This is a genomic window from Mucilaginibacter auburnensis (genome assembly GCF_002797815.1).
GTDB classification, from domain to species: Bacteria; Bacteroidota; Bacteroidia; order Sphingobacteriales; family Sphingobacteriaceae; genus Mucilaginibacter; species Mucilaginibacter auburnensis.
Genome location: NZ_PGFJ01000001.1, coordinates 1,096,196 through 1,111,354, shown reverse-complemented (window position 1 = coordinate 1,111,354; position 15,159 = coordinate 1,096,196). Strand labels below are relative to the sequence as shown.

General features: G+C 40.9%; 16 protein-coding genes. 11 read left to right on the top strand and 5 right to left on the bottom strand.

Annotation, left to right across the window (positions count from 1 at the left end; genetic code table 11):
• Positions 1-16 precede the first annotated feature (16 nt).
• Both CLV57_RS04890 and CLV57_RS04885 read left to right on the top strand, forming a co-directional pair.
• On the top strand, positions 17-1,369 hold the full coding sequence (locus tag CLV57_RS04890) for a sigma-54-dependent transcriptional regulator (RefSeq protein WP_100341313.1): 1,353 nt from the start codon (positions 17-19) through the stop codon (positions 1,367-1,369).
• Positions 1,370-1,424: 55 nt separating this feature from the next.
• Positions 1,425-1,880, top strand: a complete 456-nt coding sequence (locus tag CLV57_RS04885; protein WP_100340211.1) for a DUF1569 domain-containing protein — start codon at positions 1,425-1,427, stop codon at positions 1,878-1,880.
• A 14-nt stretch (positions 1,881-1,894) separates the two neighbouring features.
• Here the strand turns inward: CLV57_RS04885 and CLV57_RS04880 are convergent, their stop codons facing one another.
• A complete protein-coding gene (locus CLV57_RS04880) occupies positions 1,895-2,647 on the bottom strand; it encodes a segregation and condensation protein A (protein ID WP_100340210.1) in 753 nt (250 codons plus the stop codon).
• Positions 2,648-2,779: 132 nt separating this feature from the next.
• On the opposite strand from CLV57_RS04880, the gene dxs reads away from it, so the two are divergent.
• The 3 genes from dxs (at position 2,780) to CLV57_RS04865 (ending at position 6,063) form a co-directional block, all read left to right on the top strand.
• The gene (dxs, locus tag CLV57_RS04875; protein WP_100340209.1) at positions 2,780-4,708 is read left to right on the top strand and encodes a 1-deoxy-D-xylulose-5-phosphate synthase; all 1,929 of its coding nucleotides are present in this window, start codon (positions 2,780-2,782) and stop codon (positions 4,706-4,708) included.
• Between the two features lie 64 nt (positions 4,709-4,772).
• Positions 4,773-5,372: a tRNA-(ms[2]io[6]A)-hydroxylase gene (gene miaE, locus CLV57_RS04870; RefSeq protein WP_100340208.1), complete on the top strand. Its 600-nt coding sequence runs from the start codon at positions 4,773-4,775 to the stop codon at positions 5,370-5,372.
• Complete coding sequence (locus tag CLV57_RS04865) at positions 5,344-6,063, top strand: YjjG family noncanonical pyrimidine nucleotidase (protein WP_245856873.1); 720 nt, start codon at positions 5,344-5,346, stop codon at positions 6,061-6,063. Before miaE ends, CLV57_RS04865 begins: the two co-directional genes overlap by 29 nt.
• A 7-nt stretch (positions 6,064-6,070) precedes the next feature.
• Here CLV57_RS04865 and CLV57_RS04860 read toward each other — a convergent pair whose 3' ends face one another.
• The 3 genes from CLV57_RS04860 to CLV57_RS04850 form a co-directional block, all read right to left on the bottom strand.
• Entirely contained in the window at positions 6,071-7,363 is a 1,293-nt protein-coding gene (locus CLV57_RS04860; protein ID WP_100340207.1) for a BamA/TamA family outer membrane protein, read from the bottom strand.
• A 414-nt stretch (positions 7,364-7,777) separates the two neighbouring features.
• The gene (gene pyk, locus CLV57_RS04855; RefSeq protein ID WP_100340206.1) at positions 7,778-9,211 is read right to left on the bottom strand and encodes a pyruvate kinase; all 1,434 of its coding nucleotides are present in this window, start codon (positions 9,209-9,211) and stop codon (positions 7,778-7,780) included.
• 50 nt (positions 9,212-9,261) lie between these two features.
• Positions 9,262-9,684 carry an IPExxxVDY family protein gene (locus tag CLV57_RS04850; protein WP_100340205.1) on the bottom strand — a complete coding sequence of 141 codons (423 nt, stop codon included), beginning with the start codon at positions 9,682-9,684 and terminating at the stop codon, positions 9,262-9,264.
• Between the two features lie 151 nt (positions 9,685-9,835).
• Here CLV57_RS04850 and CLV57_RS04845 point away from each other — a divergent pair, with 151 nt between their 5' ends.
• The 3 genes from CLV57_RS04845 to rnc are packed head-to-tail and all read left to right on the top strand — an operon-like array spanning position 9,836 to position 12,088.
• Positions 9,836-10,072, top strand: coding sequence for an acyl carrier protein (locus CLV57_RS04845; protein ID WP_008508386.1), 237 nt, complete (start codon positions 9,836-9,838; stop codon positions 10,070-10,072).
• A 25-nt stretch (positions 10,073-10,097) separates the two neighbouring features.
• On the top strand, positions 10,098-11,351 hold the full coding sequence (fabF, locus tag CLV57_RS04840; RefSeq protein WP_100340204.1) for a beta-ketoacyl-ACP synthase II: 1,254 nt from the start codon (positions 10,098-10,100) through the stop codon (positions 11,349-11,351).
• An 11-nt stretch (positions 11,352-11,362) separates the two neighbouring features.
• Positions 11,363-12,088: a ribonuclease III gene (gene rnc / locus CLV57_RS04835; RefSeq protein WP_100340203.1), complete on the top strand. Its 726-nt coding sequence runs from the start codon at positions 11,363-11,365 to the stop codon at positions 12,086-12,088.
• On the opposite strand, the gene CLV57_RS04830 is transcribed toward rnc, so the two are convergent.
• Entirely contained in the window at positions 12,085-12,801 is a 717-nt protein-coding gene (locus tag CLV57_RS04830) for a hypothetical protein (RefSeq protein WP_169927059.1), read from the bottom strand. The two genes, rnc and CLV57_RS04830, sit on opposite strands and share 4 nt — an antisense overlap.
• A 156-nt stretch (positions 12,802-12,957) precedes the next feature.
• Between CLV57_RS04830 and CLV57_RS04825 the strand changes: the two genes are divergently transcribed.
• The 3 genes from CLV57_RS04825 (at position 12,958) to nadD (ending at position 15,120) form a co-directional block, all read left to right on the top strand.
• Positions 12,958-13,833 (top strand): YicC/YloC family endoribonuclease, encoded by an 876-nt coding sequence (locus tag CLV57_RS04825; RefSeq protein WP_245856870.1) that lies wholly within the window; start codon positions 12,958-12,960, stop codon positions 13,831-13,833.
• 81 nt (positions 13,834-13,914) lie between these two features.
• Entirely contained in the window at positions 13,915-14,496 is a 582-nt protein-coding gene (gene gmk / locus CLV57_RS04820; protein WP_100340200.1) for a guanylate kinase, read from the top strand.
• Between the two features lie 48 nt (positions 14,497-14,544).
• Entirely contained in the window at positions 14,545-15,120 is a 576-nt protein-coding gene (gene nadD / locus CLV57_RS04815; protein ID WP_100340199.1) for a nicotinate (nicotinamide) nucleotide adenylyltransferase, read from the top strand.
• The last annotated feature ends 39 nt before the right edge of the window (positions 15,121-15,159 follow it).

The following is a 15,159-nucleotide window of genomic DNA, read 5'->3' as shown; positions in this document are numbered from 1 at the left end:
GTTATTGATAGAAAAAGTGGGAACCAAAACACCGCCTTCGGCGTCAATTTTAGTTATTGATGACGAGAAAAAGCTAAATGATCTTTTGTCACGCATCTTGAGTCTGGAAGGCTACAAGGTTGTGCAAGCTTATACTGCAAAAGAAGGCTTGAGGATACTCCATCAGGAACAAGTGGTTTTGGTGATAAGCGATGTGAAGTTACCGGATGCTAACGGCGTTGAACTGGTAAAAGCTATTAAACAAATAAAGCCCTTTGTTGAAGTAATTAATTTGACAGCTTACGGCACCATTGCCGACGGTGTGCAGGCTATACAAAACGGCGCGTTCAACTACATTACCAAGGGCGATGATAATGACAGGATCATCCCGTTGGTAAGTCAGGCTTTTAATAAAGCCATGCACCAATTGGAAGCTGAAAGTCTAAAAAATAAAAGCAATACAATAGTTGGGTTTGACAACATTATTGGCACATCGCCATCAATAACTAATGCCTTAACACTGGCTAAAAAAGTTGCGAGTACAGATACCACAGTACTGTTATTAGGAGAAACCGGAACAGGCAAAGAGGTTTTTGCATCAGCCATACACCAGGCAGGCGGGCGTTCCGGCAAACCTTTCGTGGCTATTAATTGCAGCAGCTTTACTGGCGACCTGTTGGAAAGCGAACTATTTGGTTACAAAGCCGGAGCCTTTACCGGGGCTTTGAAAGATAAAAAAGGCTTGGTTGAAGAAGCTAACGGTGGTACACTGTTTTTAGATGAAGTAGGCGAAATTATGCCCGATATGCAGGCCAGATTATTGCGTTTGCTCGAAAATCAAAGTTTTATTAAAATTGGCAGTACCGAGACAACTAAGGTGAACGTAAGGATCATAGCTGCTACCAACCGTGATCTGCAAAAAGCAGCAGAAACAGGTACATTCAGAATGGACCTTTATTATCGGCTTTCGGTATTTAACATACAACTACCTCCGTTGCGTGAACGAAAACCGGATATACGTTCATTAGCTGATCATTATTTAGCCATGTTTTCGGCCAAAATGGGCGTGCAAAAAATGCAGATGGATAAAGGTTTTATTGAAGCCCTTGAACAGCACCCATGGAAAGGCAACATACGCGAACTTAAAAACCTGATGGAGCGGGTGGTGATACTTGCAGATTCCGCATCACTTTCAAACTCACTTCTTCCGCCTGAATTTAATACTGATATAACAGATAGCAACCCAATTGATCTGGCTACTGTTGAAAAGCAGCACATCAAAAAAATACTGGCATACACAGGCGGTAATAAAACCGAGACTGCGCGTTTACTGGGAATAGGTTTAACAACTTTATACCGCAAACTTGATGAGTATACGCTCAATCAATAAACCAAATGTAGTTGTTTATCTGCGTAAACAGTATTTTTGAGCAAACCTCTCCATCATGATTAAAAGTGTTTTCACCCCGTCGGATGTTGCCGAACTTAAAGAGCGTATTAGTAAGTTAACTCCGCAGTCAACCCCTTTGTGGGGCAAAATGAATGTTGGCCAAATGCTCGCTCATGCTAACGTAAGTTATGAAATGGCTTATACCAATAAGCACCCCAGGCCTAACGCTTTTTTGCGTTTAATGCTGAAAATGTTTGCTAAGGACATGGTAGTTGGCCCCCAACCATATAAACGGAGTTTACCAACCGCAAAGGCATTTTTAATGAGTGAACAAAAGGATTTTGAAACAGAAAAAAAGCGTTTGTTAGATTTTATTGACTATACTTTGCAATTGGGCAAACAGCATTTTGAGGGGAAGGAATCTCTGTCATTCGGCAAACTGACAAGTGAGGAATGGAATGTAATGTTTTACAAGCACCTGGATCATCATTTACAGCAGTTTGGAGTATAGGCTTAAACCGAACCTTAGCCGGCTGTCTGCCTGGGTGAAACCCAGAAATTATTATACCCCAACCCTACTTGTATATCCAGCAGCTCTTGCTGCAGCATCTCTAAAACAGCCAAAAAATTGTAAACAAAATGCACTTTGTTATCCGAGTTGCCTGCAATGGTTTTAAAATCCAGGCGACTGTTTATGCGCAGTAAGTTGTCAATAGCTTTTTTTTGCGCCTCAATGGTATATGGGTATTGTACCACGGTGTGTTTCACTTCCTGCGCGCGGCTCTGGTAGTTCCGCATCAGGCGGCTGTAAACCATCATCAATTTATATAAACTCAGGTCGGCCAGTTCTTCACCTGGCACTTTTACCGCTTCGGTTTGGTCAATATCGAATTTAATGTTGCCACGCCGTTCCTGTTTAAAGCGTTCGTCTTCCATGGGCCGCAGTTCTTCACAAACTTGCTTAAACTTTTTATATTCAATGAGCCTCCTAACCAGTTCCTCTTTTTGGTCAATCTCCGTTCCTCCCTCTCCAGTATCGTAGCGTGGCAGCAACATCTTGGCTTTAATGCGCATCAGGGTGGCTGCAACAAAAATAAACTCACTGGCCAGTTCTATATTGAGGCTACTCATGTGGTGAATGTAGTCCAGGAAATCGTTAGCTATGCGGGTGATGGAAATCTCATGTATATCCAGTTCATCGCGTTCAATAAAGAACAGCAACAAATCAAATGGCCCCTCAAACTGCGGCAGCTTTATTTCGAAGTTTTCTTCGGTCATGGCTACTCAAATATACCAATCTATCATTATCAACATTAAATATAATGGTGAGCGCTGCAAACTATTTTTTTGATTATAAGTTGTGGTATTTATTAGCTTAATTTGTAAGTTAGTATATCCATAAAATTACAAATGCAGGTACCCGCTGGTGAACTACTGAAGCGTATCAACTCGCCTTCTGATCTAAAACAACTTTCTGAAGACCAATTAGAGCAGGTTTGCCAGGAGCTGCGACAGTATATTATTGATGAAGTTTCGGTTAATGGCGGACACTTTGCCGCAAGTTTGGGCGTTGTGGAACTGACGGTTGCACTACACTATATTCTTAATACACCATATGATCAGTTGGTATGGGATGTAGGTCACCAGGCTTATGGTCACAAAATATTAACCGGCCGCCGGGATGATTTTCATACCAATCGTGTATATGGCGGCTTGAGCGGTTTTCCCAAACGGTCAGAAAGCGAATATGATACTTTTGGCGTCGGCCACTCATCAACTTCAATTTCTGCTGCCTTAGGCATGGCCGTTGCATCTAAGTATAAGGGAGAGAACGACCGCCAGCATGTCGCCGTAATTGGTGATGGCTCGATGACGGCCGGTATGGCTTTTGAGGCACTTAACCATGCAGGTATTGCGAATGCCAACATATTGGTAATTTTAAACGACAACAACATGTCGATAGATCCAAATGTAGGCGCATTGAAAGAATATTTAACCAGCATTACCACCTCTAAACCTTACAACCGTTTTAGAGATGACATTGCGGGTGTGTTGGCTAAAATATCATCAATAGGCCCTGATGCGTATAACTTAGCGCTTAAAATTGAAAAAAGCATAAAAGGCACTTTGTTAAAACGCAGCAACTTTTTTGAGGCGCTAAAATTCAGATATTTCGGTCCGGTTGATGGGCACGATGTTAAAAACCTGGCTAAAGTATTACGCGATCTGAGCGAGATACCGGGACCTAAGTTATTACATTGCATCACCGTAAAAGGAAAAGGCTACGCACTCGCTGAAAAGGATCAAACCAAGTGGCACGCTCCCGGCTTGTTCGACAAGATAACAGGCGAGATCAAAAAAGCTAAATATGATAAACCACAGCCTCCAAAATATCAGGATGTTTTTGGTCATAGTATAATTGAACTGGCTGAGCAAAACCCTAAAATAATGGGTATAACGCCGGCAATGCCATCAGGTTGCTCATTAAACCTGATGATGAAAGCTATGCCTGATCGCGCGTTTGACGTAGGTATTGCGGAACAGCATGCTGTAACATTCTCAGCCGGATTGGCAACACAGGGCTTGGTACCATTCTGTAATATTTACTCCAGTTTTATGCAGCGCGCGTACGACCAGGTGGTGCATGACGTAGCAATACAAAACCTTAACGTGGTATTTTGCTTAGACAGGGCAGGCATTGCCGGTGCTGATGGCGCTACCCATCATGGTGCTTATGACCTGGCTTTTATGCGCTGTATACCTAACATGGCCGTTTCATCACCAATGAACGAGGAAGAACTGCGCAACCTGATGTATACTGCACAGCAGGAAAACATGGGACCGTTTGTAATACGCTATCCGCGTGGAAACGGTGTTATGGTAGATTGGCAGCGCCCTTTCAAAGCTATCCCGGTAGGCAAAGGCCGCATAATTTGTGAGGGTGAAGAAGTGGTTATTTTAACCATTGGTGCTATAGGTAATGAGGCAGTTAAAGCTATTAATGTGTTAAATACAGAAGGCTATTTCCCTGCGCATTATGATATGCGCTTCGCTAAGCCTATTGACGAAGCTTTGTTGCATGAGGTATTTAAGAAATTCGATAAAGTAGTTACTGTTGAAGATGGCTGTATTGAAGGCGGTATGGGTTCGGCGGTATTAGAATTTATGGCCGATAACAATTACAAAGCACAGGTAGTGCGTTTAGGCATCCCCGATAAATTTATTGAGCACGGTGAACAACCCGAACTTTGGGCCGAATGCGGTTACGATGCAGCGAGCATAGTAATTAGTGTTAAAACGCTTTCTACTATAATAAAAGCGCATACAATTGCCAGTTAGTGACTGGTTAATTGAAGATTAGTGATTAGTTGCCTTGAGCATTTTTTAGCATTATCTTTGCCTCGTGAGCGAGAAAACTATTCTAAAACTACACTTACCTACCGATCCGGTGTGGGTAAAGAATGTGGTGGAAAGTAACATTGAGGAACTACTTACCGACCATGCTTTTTGCGAGCAAAAAGCTGCCAGCAATGCCATAACACTTATTGTACAAAACCCGAACCTGGGCGACCTGGTACAGCAAATGGCTGATCTGGTGCGCGAAGAAATGGATCATTTTAAAAGGGTACATCAAATTATCATTAGCAGAGGCTTTACTTTAGGTAAAGAACGCAAGGATAATTACGTTAACGAACTACGCAAATTTATTATAATTGGCGGTGGCCGAGAAGCCCAGTTAATTGACCGTCTGCTGTTTTCCGCTATGATAGAAGCCCGGAGCTGCGAGCGGTTCAAGGTATTGTATGAAAACATTAACGACAAGCAGCTATCAGAATTCTATTATGAACTCATGATTAGCGAGGCTACGCACTACACCATGTTTATAAGTCTTGCGCGTAAATATGCAGATAAGATAGATGTTGATAAGCGTTGGAATGAATTTTTAGCTTACGAAGCGCAGGTGATACAAAACTATGGGAAGCACGAAACCATTCATGGGTAAGCAATACAAGCACATCTACTTTGACCTTGACCACACTATTTGGGATTTTGACAAGAATGCCGAAGAGACGTTGCATGAACTTTTCGTTTTGCATAAACTTGCCGATCTCGGTCTATCTTCCGCAGATGTTTTTATTGAAACCTATACAGTAAATAATCACCGACTTTGGCGAGATTATCACCTTGGAGTAATCACTAAAGAACAATTGCGCCAGGCTCGCTTTAACCAAACTTTTTTAGATCTGGGCTTACATCCTGATGTTATTCCCATTGGGTTTGAGGATGCGTATGTACAGCTTTGTCCAACCAAAACCAACTTATTTCCTCACGCTCACGAAACACTGGCCTACCTGCAAAACAAATACACGCTGCATCTCATCTCGAATGGATTTAAAGAGTCGCAAGATATTAAGATAAGTAATACCGGCATTGGCCGATACTTTCAGCACATTGTAGTATCAGAATTAATTGGCGTAAACAAACCAGATCAAGCCATTTTTCAACACGCACTTGACCTTGCCTGCGCGCAAAAGCACGAAAGCATCATGATAGGCGATAGTTTGGAAGCTGATGTTTATGGTGCGCTTAATTTCGGTATGGATGCTATCTACTTTAATCCGTTCAATGCTGAAAAACCTAATGATGTACCTGTGCAGATCAATCATTTGAAAGAGCTAACTGTATTGCTGTAGATACAACTTAAAACACTTCATTCAAGCCTACAAATATACCTTTTGCTCCGTAAGTACCTATCCCATAGTCTATACACAAGTTTGAACGGGTATACTTATTGAACAATATACGCAGACCTACACCACCTCCAGGCTCTACAAACTCGCCGAGGTTAATATCGCTGATACGTCTTTGTGCACTTCCGGTTTGAGCGTTTGCAAAAACTACCCCACTAAAAAGTTTGTTGGTAGTAATAGGGAAGCGGTATTCCAGTTCACTATACATAAACGATTGCCCCTTAAAACGGCCTATTGTGTAGCCCCTGCCCAAGCGGCTGGTTTGATCACTGCCGGTACCGGGTAATTCCAGATAAGGCAGATCGCCCTTGAGCAGAAAACTGCTCCAAAACCAGTAAGCCAAAATATGCTCTCGGTTTACTTTTGACAGGCCCCAGTATTTGCGCAGTTCTGCACGCAATTGAGTGGCGGGCTTGTTACTACCCATCCAGGTTGCATTGGTGCGTAATATAAGGTCAATAAACATCCCCTCATAAGGGCGATTAATATGATCTCTTGAATTATACTCTAAATTGAGTAAAAGGCCATTGTTGGTATATTCTGATGTTGGAAAGCCATGATTGATACTATATCTATGATTGTGAGCATCAGGTTTAGGTCCTTTCTTTTTTTCGTCATCAATATCATTGTAGATATTAAAAATCACCCCGGCACCAAACAACAAATTTTTAGCAATGCGACGATACACCCTTTGCGAAATTTTTATATAGGAATAATTTAAAGGCATTACCTCACTGTTGCTTCGTAAAGGCAAACCGTCAAAAGTAAAACCTTGTTCGCCATGTGCGCGACTGCCTGTACCTACACCATAATCTAAGGCAACGGTTTTACCAATCTGCACATTGCCTTGAATGTTGTACAGGTCATCATTAGTAAAAATATTATTCTTTGTTTCAAACTGAATAAGGCCCTTGGTTGAAATGTATGCGTTAGCATTCAGAACAGACATAGTGGTAATTTTCGGATCGCCAAAAACCAAACCGGCTGTTGACGTTACACCTACAGAAAAGCCAACACTTGGGTTAAAGCCGGCAGACGGTAACGTTGATACAAGTGAAGGTTTTTTTTTTGTGGTATCGCTACTGTCTTTTTTCTTGCCAAACAAACTACCTATTACTTCTTTTCCATCAGTTTGTTTTTCCAGTACCTCAGGTGGATCCTGTTTCTCCTGTGCAAAAGCATTCCCAGTTACAGTAAATAAAACGCCAACCAACAATGTTAGCCGCCACACTATTCTTCTCATTATTTTAGGAGGTTATTAATAGCTGCAATATAGTCACACAACTGTAAAATATTAAAATTTTTAATTTATTATTTACAACTGAGGGTAATACTTAAGCCTAAAATTCGTTCAAATCGAATTTTGTTCGAAAATCAAAATTTTCAAGACGACAGAGGTTTTTTGTTGGAACGTTATTTGTTTATTACACAATGAAATTCATGTTGGCTTTAAACCAACCAATAATAAATGCATCAAACAAAACGGAGGTAATTGATATGGGAATGATTAGAGTGTGCTGGGACTATTGCTTTACAAAAACTGATAAGCTTTTAAATAAAGTATGTTCAGCTCAGATTTTTTAACTGCGGATAATTTACCGCAAAGCAAAAGAGCCTGACGAATTCGCCAGGCTCTTTTTTATTATGGTATAAGTTATTAGTCAATAACCGACACCTTAACCGTATTGGTACGGCCTTGGCGAGATATTGGCGCAGATACTGTATTAACAATAACATCACCACTTTCCAATAACTTCTCAGCAATTAACAGATCGTTACAATCTTTAATAGTTTGATCAGTGCTTTCAACTTTATCATAATAGAAAGTGCGTACCCCCCACACTAAACTCAGTGCGGTTAACAAGTTTTTGTTAGCGGTAAAAGTAAATGTTGGTGCTTCAGGGCGGTAGCTGGCAATCTCATAAGCAGTAAAACCCGATGAGGTCATGGCCACAATACCTTTAGCATTGGTGTGCTCTGCTAAGTAAACTGCTGAGCCGCAAATAGCATCGGCCAGGTAAGTTGCGTCAGCTTTATCAACGTCAGCTTTACCTGTGTTAAACGGATAACCGGTCTCTTCAACGTTACGGATGATCTTTGACATGGTTTCGATAACGATCAACGGAAACTCACCAACTGATGTTTCCCCGCTCAGCATCACCGCATCTGCACCATCAAGCACAGAGTTAGCTACGTCATTCACCTCAGCACGGGTTGGGCGTGGCGTAGTGATCATTGATTCTAACATTTGCGTAGCAACTATAACCGGTTTTGATGCGGCACGGCATTTACGGGCTATCATTTTTTGTAACAGAGGCACTTCTTCCAAAGGCATCTCAACACCAAGGTCGCCACGCGCAACCATTACTCCATCTGTAACCTCAATTATAGCATCGATATTATCAATGGCTTCCGGTTTCTCAACCTTGGCAATAACGCCGGCAGCTTTACCTCTTTCAGCTATGATCTTTTTCAGTTCAACTATATCCTGCGCATTACGTACGAACGAAAGACCTATCCAGTCAACATCACAATCCAATACAAAGTGCAGGTGTTCCAGGTCATCTTCGGTTAAGCTCGGGATAGAAACTTTTGTATTAGGCAGGTTAACGCCCTTGCGCGAGGTAAGTATACCGCCATGCACAACCTCGCAAACAACGGTATCAACTTTATTAGTTTCTAAAACGCGCATTTGTAACTTACCATCGTCAAGCAAAATTATTTCGTTTGCCTGTACGTCCTGAGGAAACTCCGGGTAAGTAATATAGATCTGGTTATCGTCTCCAATGCACTCTTTGGTAGTTATATTAATGTGTGTACCATTAATAAGGTTTATACCGCCATCTTTTACAAGACCGATGCGAATTTTAGGGCCTTGCAAATCGGCCAGTATGGCAACATTGGTTTTATATTCATCATTTATCTCTCTAATGGTATCAATCACCTTTTTGTGGTCGGATATTTTTCCATGCGAGAAGTTAAGACGGCAAACATTTACGCCGGCTTTGATCATAGACAACAAAACATCTTTAGGGGAAGATGCCGGCCCCATGGTGGCAACTATCTTGGTGCGGTTATACGGTAATTTCATGATTTATCAGTATCCTGGTTTGTGTAATTGTAACACGATATAAATTTGCGCTAAAATAGAAGATTTTCACGTGATTTTATCTTTTTTGGGTCGATCTTTAATGCGGTAACAATTTCGGGTATTTTATTTAGCGCCGAAATCATGTTGTCAAGATCAGCGTCATCAATATAATTTTTGATCAACACAAAAAAATCAACCTTGCGCATCTCGGGTACGAGGTAACCCTCGTTACCTCTGTTAGCTATAAAATAAAAGTCGGTCTCACTTGCTTCCCAACAACAGGTAAATAACGAAAAATACGCACGTGTATTGCCGCCATTTAAATTATCAACAACGAGGTCATCAACCCGAACAAAATTAAAATTCAGGTGTTTATTGATGAGATAGCACGCTCGGTAGTCTTTTAATGAGGCAGTTACGGCTATCAAAACAAAATCCAGATCTAACTCGAACTTTAAAAATTTCCTGTTCAATTATACTATCTTTAGCCCTGCAAAGATAATTAAAAGCGCAAGGCTGAGGCTAAATTTGATTAAACAGAAACTAAAAAGTTTTAGATTTGATATTTAACAGAATTTATTTTTCTTTGCACAGAATTTTATTTAATCATTAAACTAAAAAACTATGTCTGATATCGCTTCAAGAGTAAAGGCTATTATCGTTGAAAAATTGGGTGTTGACGAAAGTGAAGTAACACCTGAGGCTAGCTTCACCAATGATCTTGGTGCTGACTCTTTAGACACCGTTGAACTCATCATGGAGTTTGAAAAAGAATTTAATGTGGCTATTCCTGATGATCAGGCAGAAACTATTGGTACTGTAGGTCAGGCCATTGCTTACCTTGAAAAAAACGTTAAATAAGCTCTCCTTATTTTAATCAAATTAAATGGGGTTTAAAAGAGTAGTTGTAACCGGGCTTGGGGCACTCACTCCAATTGGCAATAGTGTTCCAGATTATTGGAACGCTTTGATCAATGGAGTGAGTGGCGCTGCTATGATCAAAAGTTTTGATACCGAAAAGTTCAAAACCAAGTTTGCATGTGAGGTAAAAAACTTTGATGCCGATGGTTTTTTAGGCAGAAAAGATGCTCGCAAGCTTGATCCGTTTGTACAGTACGCGCTTTACTCAACAGAAGAAGCTGTTAAAGATGCCGGAGTAGACTTTGAAAAATTAGATACCAACCGTATTGGTGTTATTTGGGGATCGGGTATTGGTGGTTTAAAAACCTTTTTAGATGAGGTTGTTGCCTTTGCAAAAGGTGATGGAACACCAAGGTTTAATCCTTTCTTTATCCCTAAAATGATAGCGGATATTGCTCCCGGCCATATCTCTATTAAATACGGATTACGTGGGCCAAACTTCACAACAGTATCGGCTTGCGCTTCTTCAAACAACTCGTTAATTGATTCATTCAATTACATTCGCCTTGGCCGCGCCAATATGTTTATTACCGGCGGGTCTGAGGCTATTATAAACGAGGCAGGTATAGGTGGTTTTAATGCTATGCATGCCCTGTCTGTACGTAACGATGATCCGGCTACGGCTTCTCGTCCGTTTGACCTTGACCGCGACGGCTTTGTTGCCGGCGAAGGTGCAGGTACCATTATTCTGGAAGAACTGGAGCATGCAAAAGCCCGCGGTGCGAAAATTTATGCCGAAATGGTTGGTGGTGGCATGAGTGCCGACGCGTACCACATGACAGCTCCGCATCCGGAAGGCGCCGGTGCTGCATTGGTTATGAAGGCCGCTTTAAACGATGCCGGATTAACACCTGCAGATATTGATTACGTAAACGTGCACGGAACGTCAACTCCAATTGGCGACCCGCAGGAAATAAAAGCTATTACTGATGTTTTCGGTGAAGATATTTACCGTATAAACATCAGCTCAACCAAATCAATGACAGGTCACCTTTTGGGTGCTGCCGGTGCGGTTGAAGCCATAGCTTCTATTTTAGCGCTAAACCATGGCATGATACCGCCAACTATCAACCACTTTACAGATGACCCATCATTTGATCCTAAAATAAACTTTACTTTTAATCAGGCCCAAAAGCGTGATGTGAAGATAGTTCAGAGCAACGGCTTTGGCTTTGGTGGTCACAATGCATCTGTGATATTTAAAAAATATGAAGGTTAATAGTAACGTTAATGCCCGTTAGCCGTTTATATAAGCTCTATTTATCGCCTCATAAAAAATATGTTAAAGTTTTAAGAAATTTGCTCGGCTTTGTGCCGGGCAATTTGCTGTTATACAGGTTAGCTTTCAGGCACAAATCTGTTGCCCAAAACGTAAAAAAGGGGGTTAAAAACAGCAATGAGCGGCTTGAGTTTTTAGGTGACGCTGTTTTAGGCAGCGTGGTGGCCGAAGTGCTATTTAAACTTTACCCTTATGAAGACGAAGGCTTTTTAACAGAGCTTCGTTCAAAAATAGTAAACCGTCAAAATTTGAACCAGCTGGCCCGTAAACTGGGCTTTGAGCAACTGATAGAATATGATTCACGAATGCTTGGCCCCTCCCGCCAGGGTTCATTATTGGGTGATGCCTTTGAGGCACTGGTAGGTGCCATTTACCTTGACAAAGGCTATAACTTTACGCGCGATTTTTTGGTTAACCACATCATCAAAACGCATATTGATATACATACGCTTGAGCAAACCGAAACCAACTTTAAAAGTAAGTTAATTGAGTGGTGCCAGAGGCACGGTAAGGATATATCATTTGATCTGGTTGAAAATCAGGTTGGCGAAAGCTTGAAACTGTTTACTGTACAGGCAAGTATAGACGGGCAAATATTAGGGCTCGGCAAAGAATTCAGTAAAAAGAACGCCGAAAAGCTTGCAGCGGAAAAAGCTTGTGAAGCTCTGGGTATTTAATATAACTTTTGCGGTTTCAGGCTTTCTTTGTTTTTGGAATAGTAATCGTATGATGTTTGTACGTACTTAATAATATCATAATGAGCCCACACCTTTACCTGGTCGTATGATGGCTTGAATAATACCATAAACGCGTCCAGGTCTTCATTGGATATAGCTGGTATGATCTCCTTAATAATATCACGGTTGTATTTCTTCTCTATCTCTATATCTTCAAGCTCACGTTTTGAAAAGGCTTCAAACCTTCGTGCCCTTGCAGGTCCTTTACCTAACAATGAATATATACCGGTAACCGGAGATAAGATAGACCCTAACACTCCCGGACGCGAGTATTGCCCCGTGCGTTTATAGTTTAACATGGTTGCATCAAGCTCCTGCCTGGTGCTCATATCATTAATGGTTACTTCATCAAGCGTAACAATAGGCTGCATATAAATAGATAGCATATTGTCATTCAACACAATGAGGGTTTGGCTTGTATACTGCGTTTTACTGAAAATAAGTGTATCACCAACTGCAGCTTCTATTCTAAAAACACCAAATTCATCGCTGATTGAGATTGTACGCTTATTAAAGTTGCCAACAGTTACACCCGATACACGCTGCTGTGACGCTCCCTGAAAGGTAACACCAGTTACAGATAATAACTTCTGCGCGTTAGCGCTTCCGCAGAAAAAAACAAATAACAGCGCGAAAAAAAATCCGGCACGCAATAAAAAAGGCTTTAACAACACAATGCTAAATTAATTAAACTTTAAATTATTTAACGTTAAATTTTGTTAAAGCGTGTAAGTCAGCAATGGGGAACCGTGGCTTAACAGATTATTACCATACCGCAATGGTTTTTAGCAAAAACACTATCTTTGCGCATGATAAAATCAATGACCGGGTATGGCATTGCCAGTTTTGACACAGGCAACACAAAATATACCGTCGAAATTAAGTCGCTTAACAGTAAGTTTCTTGAACTGAGTCTGCGCTTACCCAAAGTGTTTTCTGAAAAAGAGTTTCAGTTACGTAACGATTGCAGCAAGCAAATTGAACGCGGCAAAGTAAATCTTTCTATAACAACAGAACAAGCCAGCGCTACAGTTAAAGCAGCAGGTATCAATTCTGTTCTTCTTAAACATTATTTAACACAATTGCAGGAAGTTAGTGCCGAATTAGGGCAGCCTGCTAATAATCTTTTACAGTTAGCACTGGGCTTGCCGGAGGTTGTAAAGTACGACGAGGAAACTGTTTCGGAAGAAGAATGGAAAATTGTTGAAAATACTTTTAAACAGGCTATGGCTGAATTTCAGCAATTCCGTAAGGATGAAGGCGACACCCTGGAAAAAGATGTTAAATATCGTATAGGTATCATATTAGATAATCTGAAACAGGTTGAAATAGAAGAGCCCAAACGTATACCTATTATTCGCGAACGTTTAAATCAATTTTTAGGTGAGGCTGTTGGCCGTGAAGCTGTAGATCAAAATCGCTTTGAGCAGGAGTTGATCTACTACATTGACAAATTGGATATCACTGAGGAAAAACTTCGTTTAAAAACGCACTGCGATTACTTCATAGAAACATTGCAGAATGCGGATGCCAATGGCAAGAAACTGGGTTTTATTTCTCAGGAAATAGGCAGGGAAATAAACACACTCGGCTCAAAAGCTAATGATGCCAATATTCAAAAACTGGTAGTAGGCATGAAAGAGGAGCTGGAAAAAATAAAAGAACAATTACTTAATGTTTTATAGTCATTAGTTATTGGTCATTAGTCATTAGTGAAAAGCAAAATGACCAATGACTAATGACCAATGACGAGTGATCAATGACCAATGACCAAAGAAGGTAAACTCATTATATTTTCAGCTCCATCGGGTGCAGGTAAAACAACCATCGTACACCATCTTTTAAAAAAGATACCCAACCTTGAATTTTCTATTTCTGCTACTACGCGCCAGCGTCGTGGAGATGAGGTAGACAAAAAAGACTATTACTTTATTAGCAAAGAAGAGTTTTTACACCGCATTGCAAAAAAACAGTTTGTAGAGTTTGAAGAGGTATACACAGGAACATTTTACGGTACGCTCAGAGAAGAGATTGAACGGATCTGGGATTCCGGCAAAACCGTGATCTTTGATATTGATGTTGAAGGCGGATTGCACCTTAAACGTAAATATGCCGAACAGGCGCTTGCCATTTTTGTGCAGCCGCCATCATTAGAGGTTTTAAAACAACGTTTGACCGGAAGAGGTACAGATAGTGCAGAAAAACTACAAGAACGCTTTGTAAAGGCGGAAAAGGAGTTGAATTATGCTCCTAAATTTGATATTATACTCAAAAATTACGATCTTAATACGGCTTGTGCCGAGGCAGAAAAGCTGGTAACTGATTTTATTAACCCCCTAACCCCCTGAAGGGGGAATATAAGGCTCAAGTTAGGGTGTCGGAGCTATCTTAAGAGAATGAAAATAGGCTTGCTATTTGGTTCGTTTAATCCTATTCACATCGGGCATTTAATTATTGCTAATTATTTAGCCAACCATACCAATTTAGATAAAGTTTGGCTGGTGGTGTCTCCGCAAAATCCGCTAAAAAAATATGGCGACCTCATCAGCACTTACGACAGGCTGGAGATGGCACGTTTAGCCACGGATAACGCGGAGAATATTGAGGTAAGCGACGTGGAGTTAAAGCTTCCGCAGCCCTCCTATACCATTGATACACTCACTCATCTTAAGGAGAAATATCCACAACATGAATTTGCGCTGATTATGGGATCAGACAATCTGATATCGTTGCCCAAATGGAAAAATTATAAGCTTATACTTCGCGATCATCAAATATATGTGTACCCGCGTCCCGGATATGAAAATGCAGAACTGGCCTCTCACCCATCTGTAACTATCACCATGACCCCGCAAATGGAGCTGTCTGCTACATTTATACGTAAGTCCATAGCAGAGAAAAAGAACGTCCAATTTTTTGTTCCGGATGCGGTGTTGAAATTTATCGAGAGCAAAAGCTTGTATCGTAGATAAGCATATACGAGTAATAAAAAAGCTGCAAATTTTCATTTG

Coding starts and splice junctions, on each gene's coding strand:
- rnc (WP_100340203.1), top strand. CDS start 11,363: ATGCCCGTTAGCCGTTTATATAAGCTCTATTTATCGCCTCATAAAAAA.
- CLV57_RS04885 (WP_100340211.1), top strand. CDS start 1,425: ATGATTAAAAGTGTTTTCACCCCGTCGGATGTTGCCGAACTTAAAGAG.
- dxs (WP_100340209.1), top strand. CDS start 2,780: ATGCAGGTACCCGCTGGTGAACTACTGAAGCGTATCAACTCGCCTTCT.
- CLV57_RS04825 (WP_245856870.1), top strand. CDS start 12,958: ATGATAAAATCAATGACCGGGTATGGCATTGCCAGTTTTGACACAGGC.
- fabF (WP_100340204.1), top strand. CDS start 10,098: ATGGGGTTTAAAAGAGTAGTTGTAACCGGGCTTGGGGCACTCACTCCA.
- CLV57_RS04860 (WP_100340207.1), bottom strand. CDS start 7,363: ATGAGAAGAATAGTGTGGCGGCTAACATTGTTGGTTGGCGTTTTATTT.
- pyk (WP_100340206.1), bottom strand. CDS start 9,211: ATGAAATTACCGTATAACCGCACCAAGATAGTTGCCACCATGGGGCCG.
- gmk (WP_100340200.1), top strand. CDS start 13,915: ATGACCAAAGAAGGTAAACTCATTATATTTTCAGCTCCATCGGGTGCA.
- nadD (WP_100340199.1), top strand. CDS start 14,545: ATGAAAATAGGCTTGCTATTTGGTTCGTTTAATCCTATTCACATCGGG.
- CLV57_RS04880 (WP_100340210.1), bottom strand. CDS start 2,647: ATGACCGAAGAAAACTTCGAAATAAAGCTGCCGCAGTTTGAGGGGCCA.
- CLV57_RS04845 (WP_008508386.1), top strand. CDS start 9,836: ATGTCTGATATCGCTTCAAGAGTAAAGGCTATTATCGTTGAAAAATTG.
- CLV57_RS04865 (WP_245856873.1), top strand. CDS start 5,344: ATGGGAAGCACGAAACCATTCATGGGTAAGCAATACAAGCACATCTAC.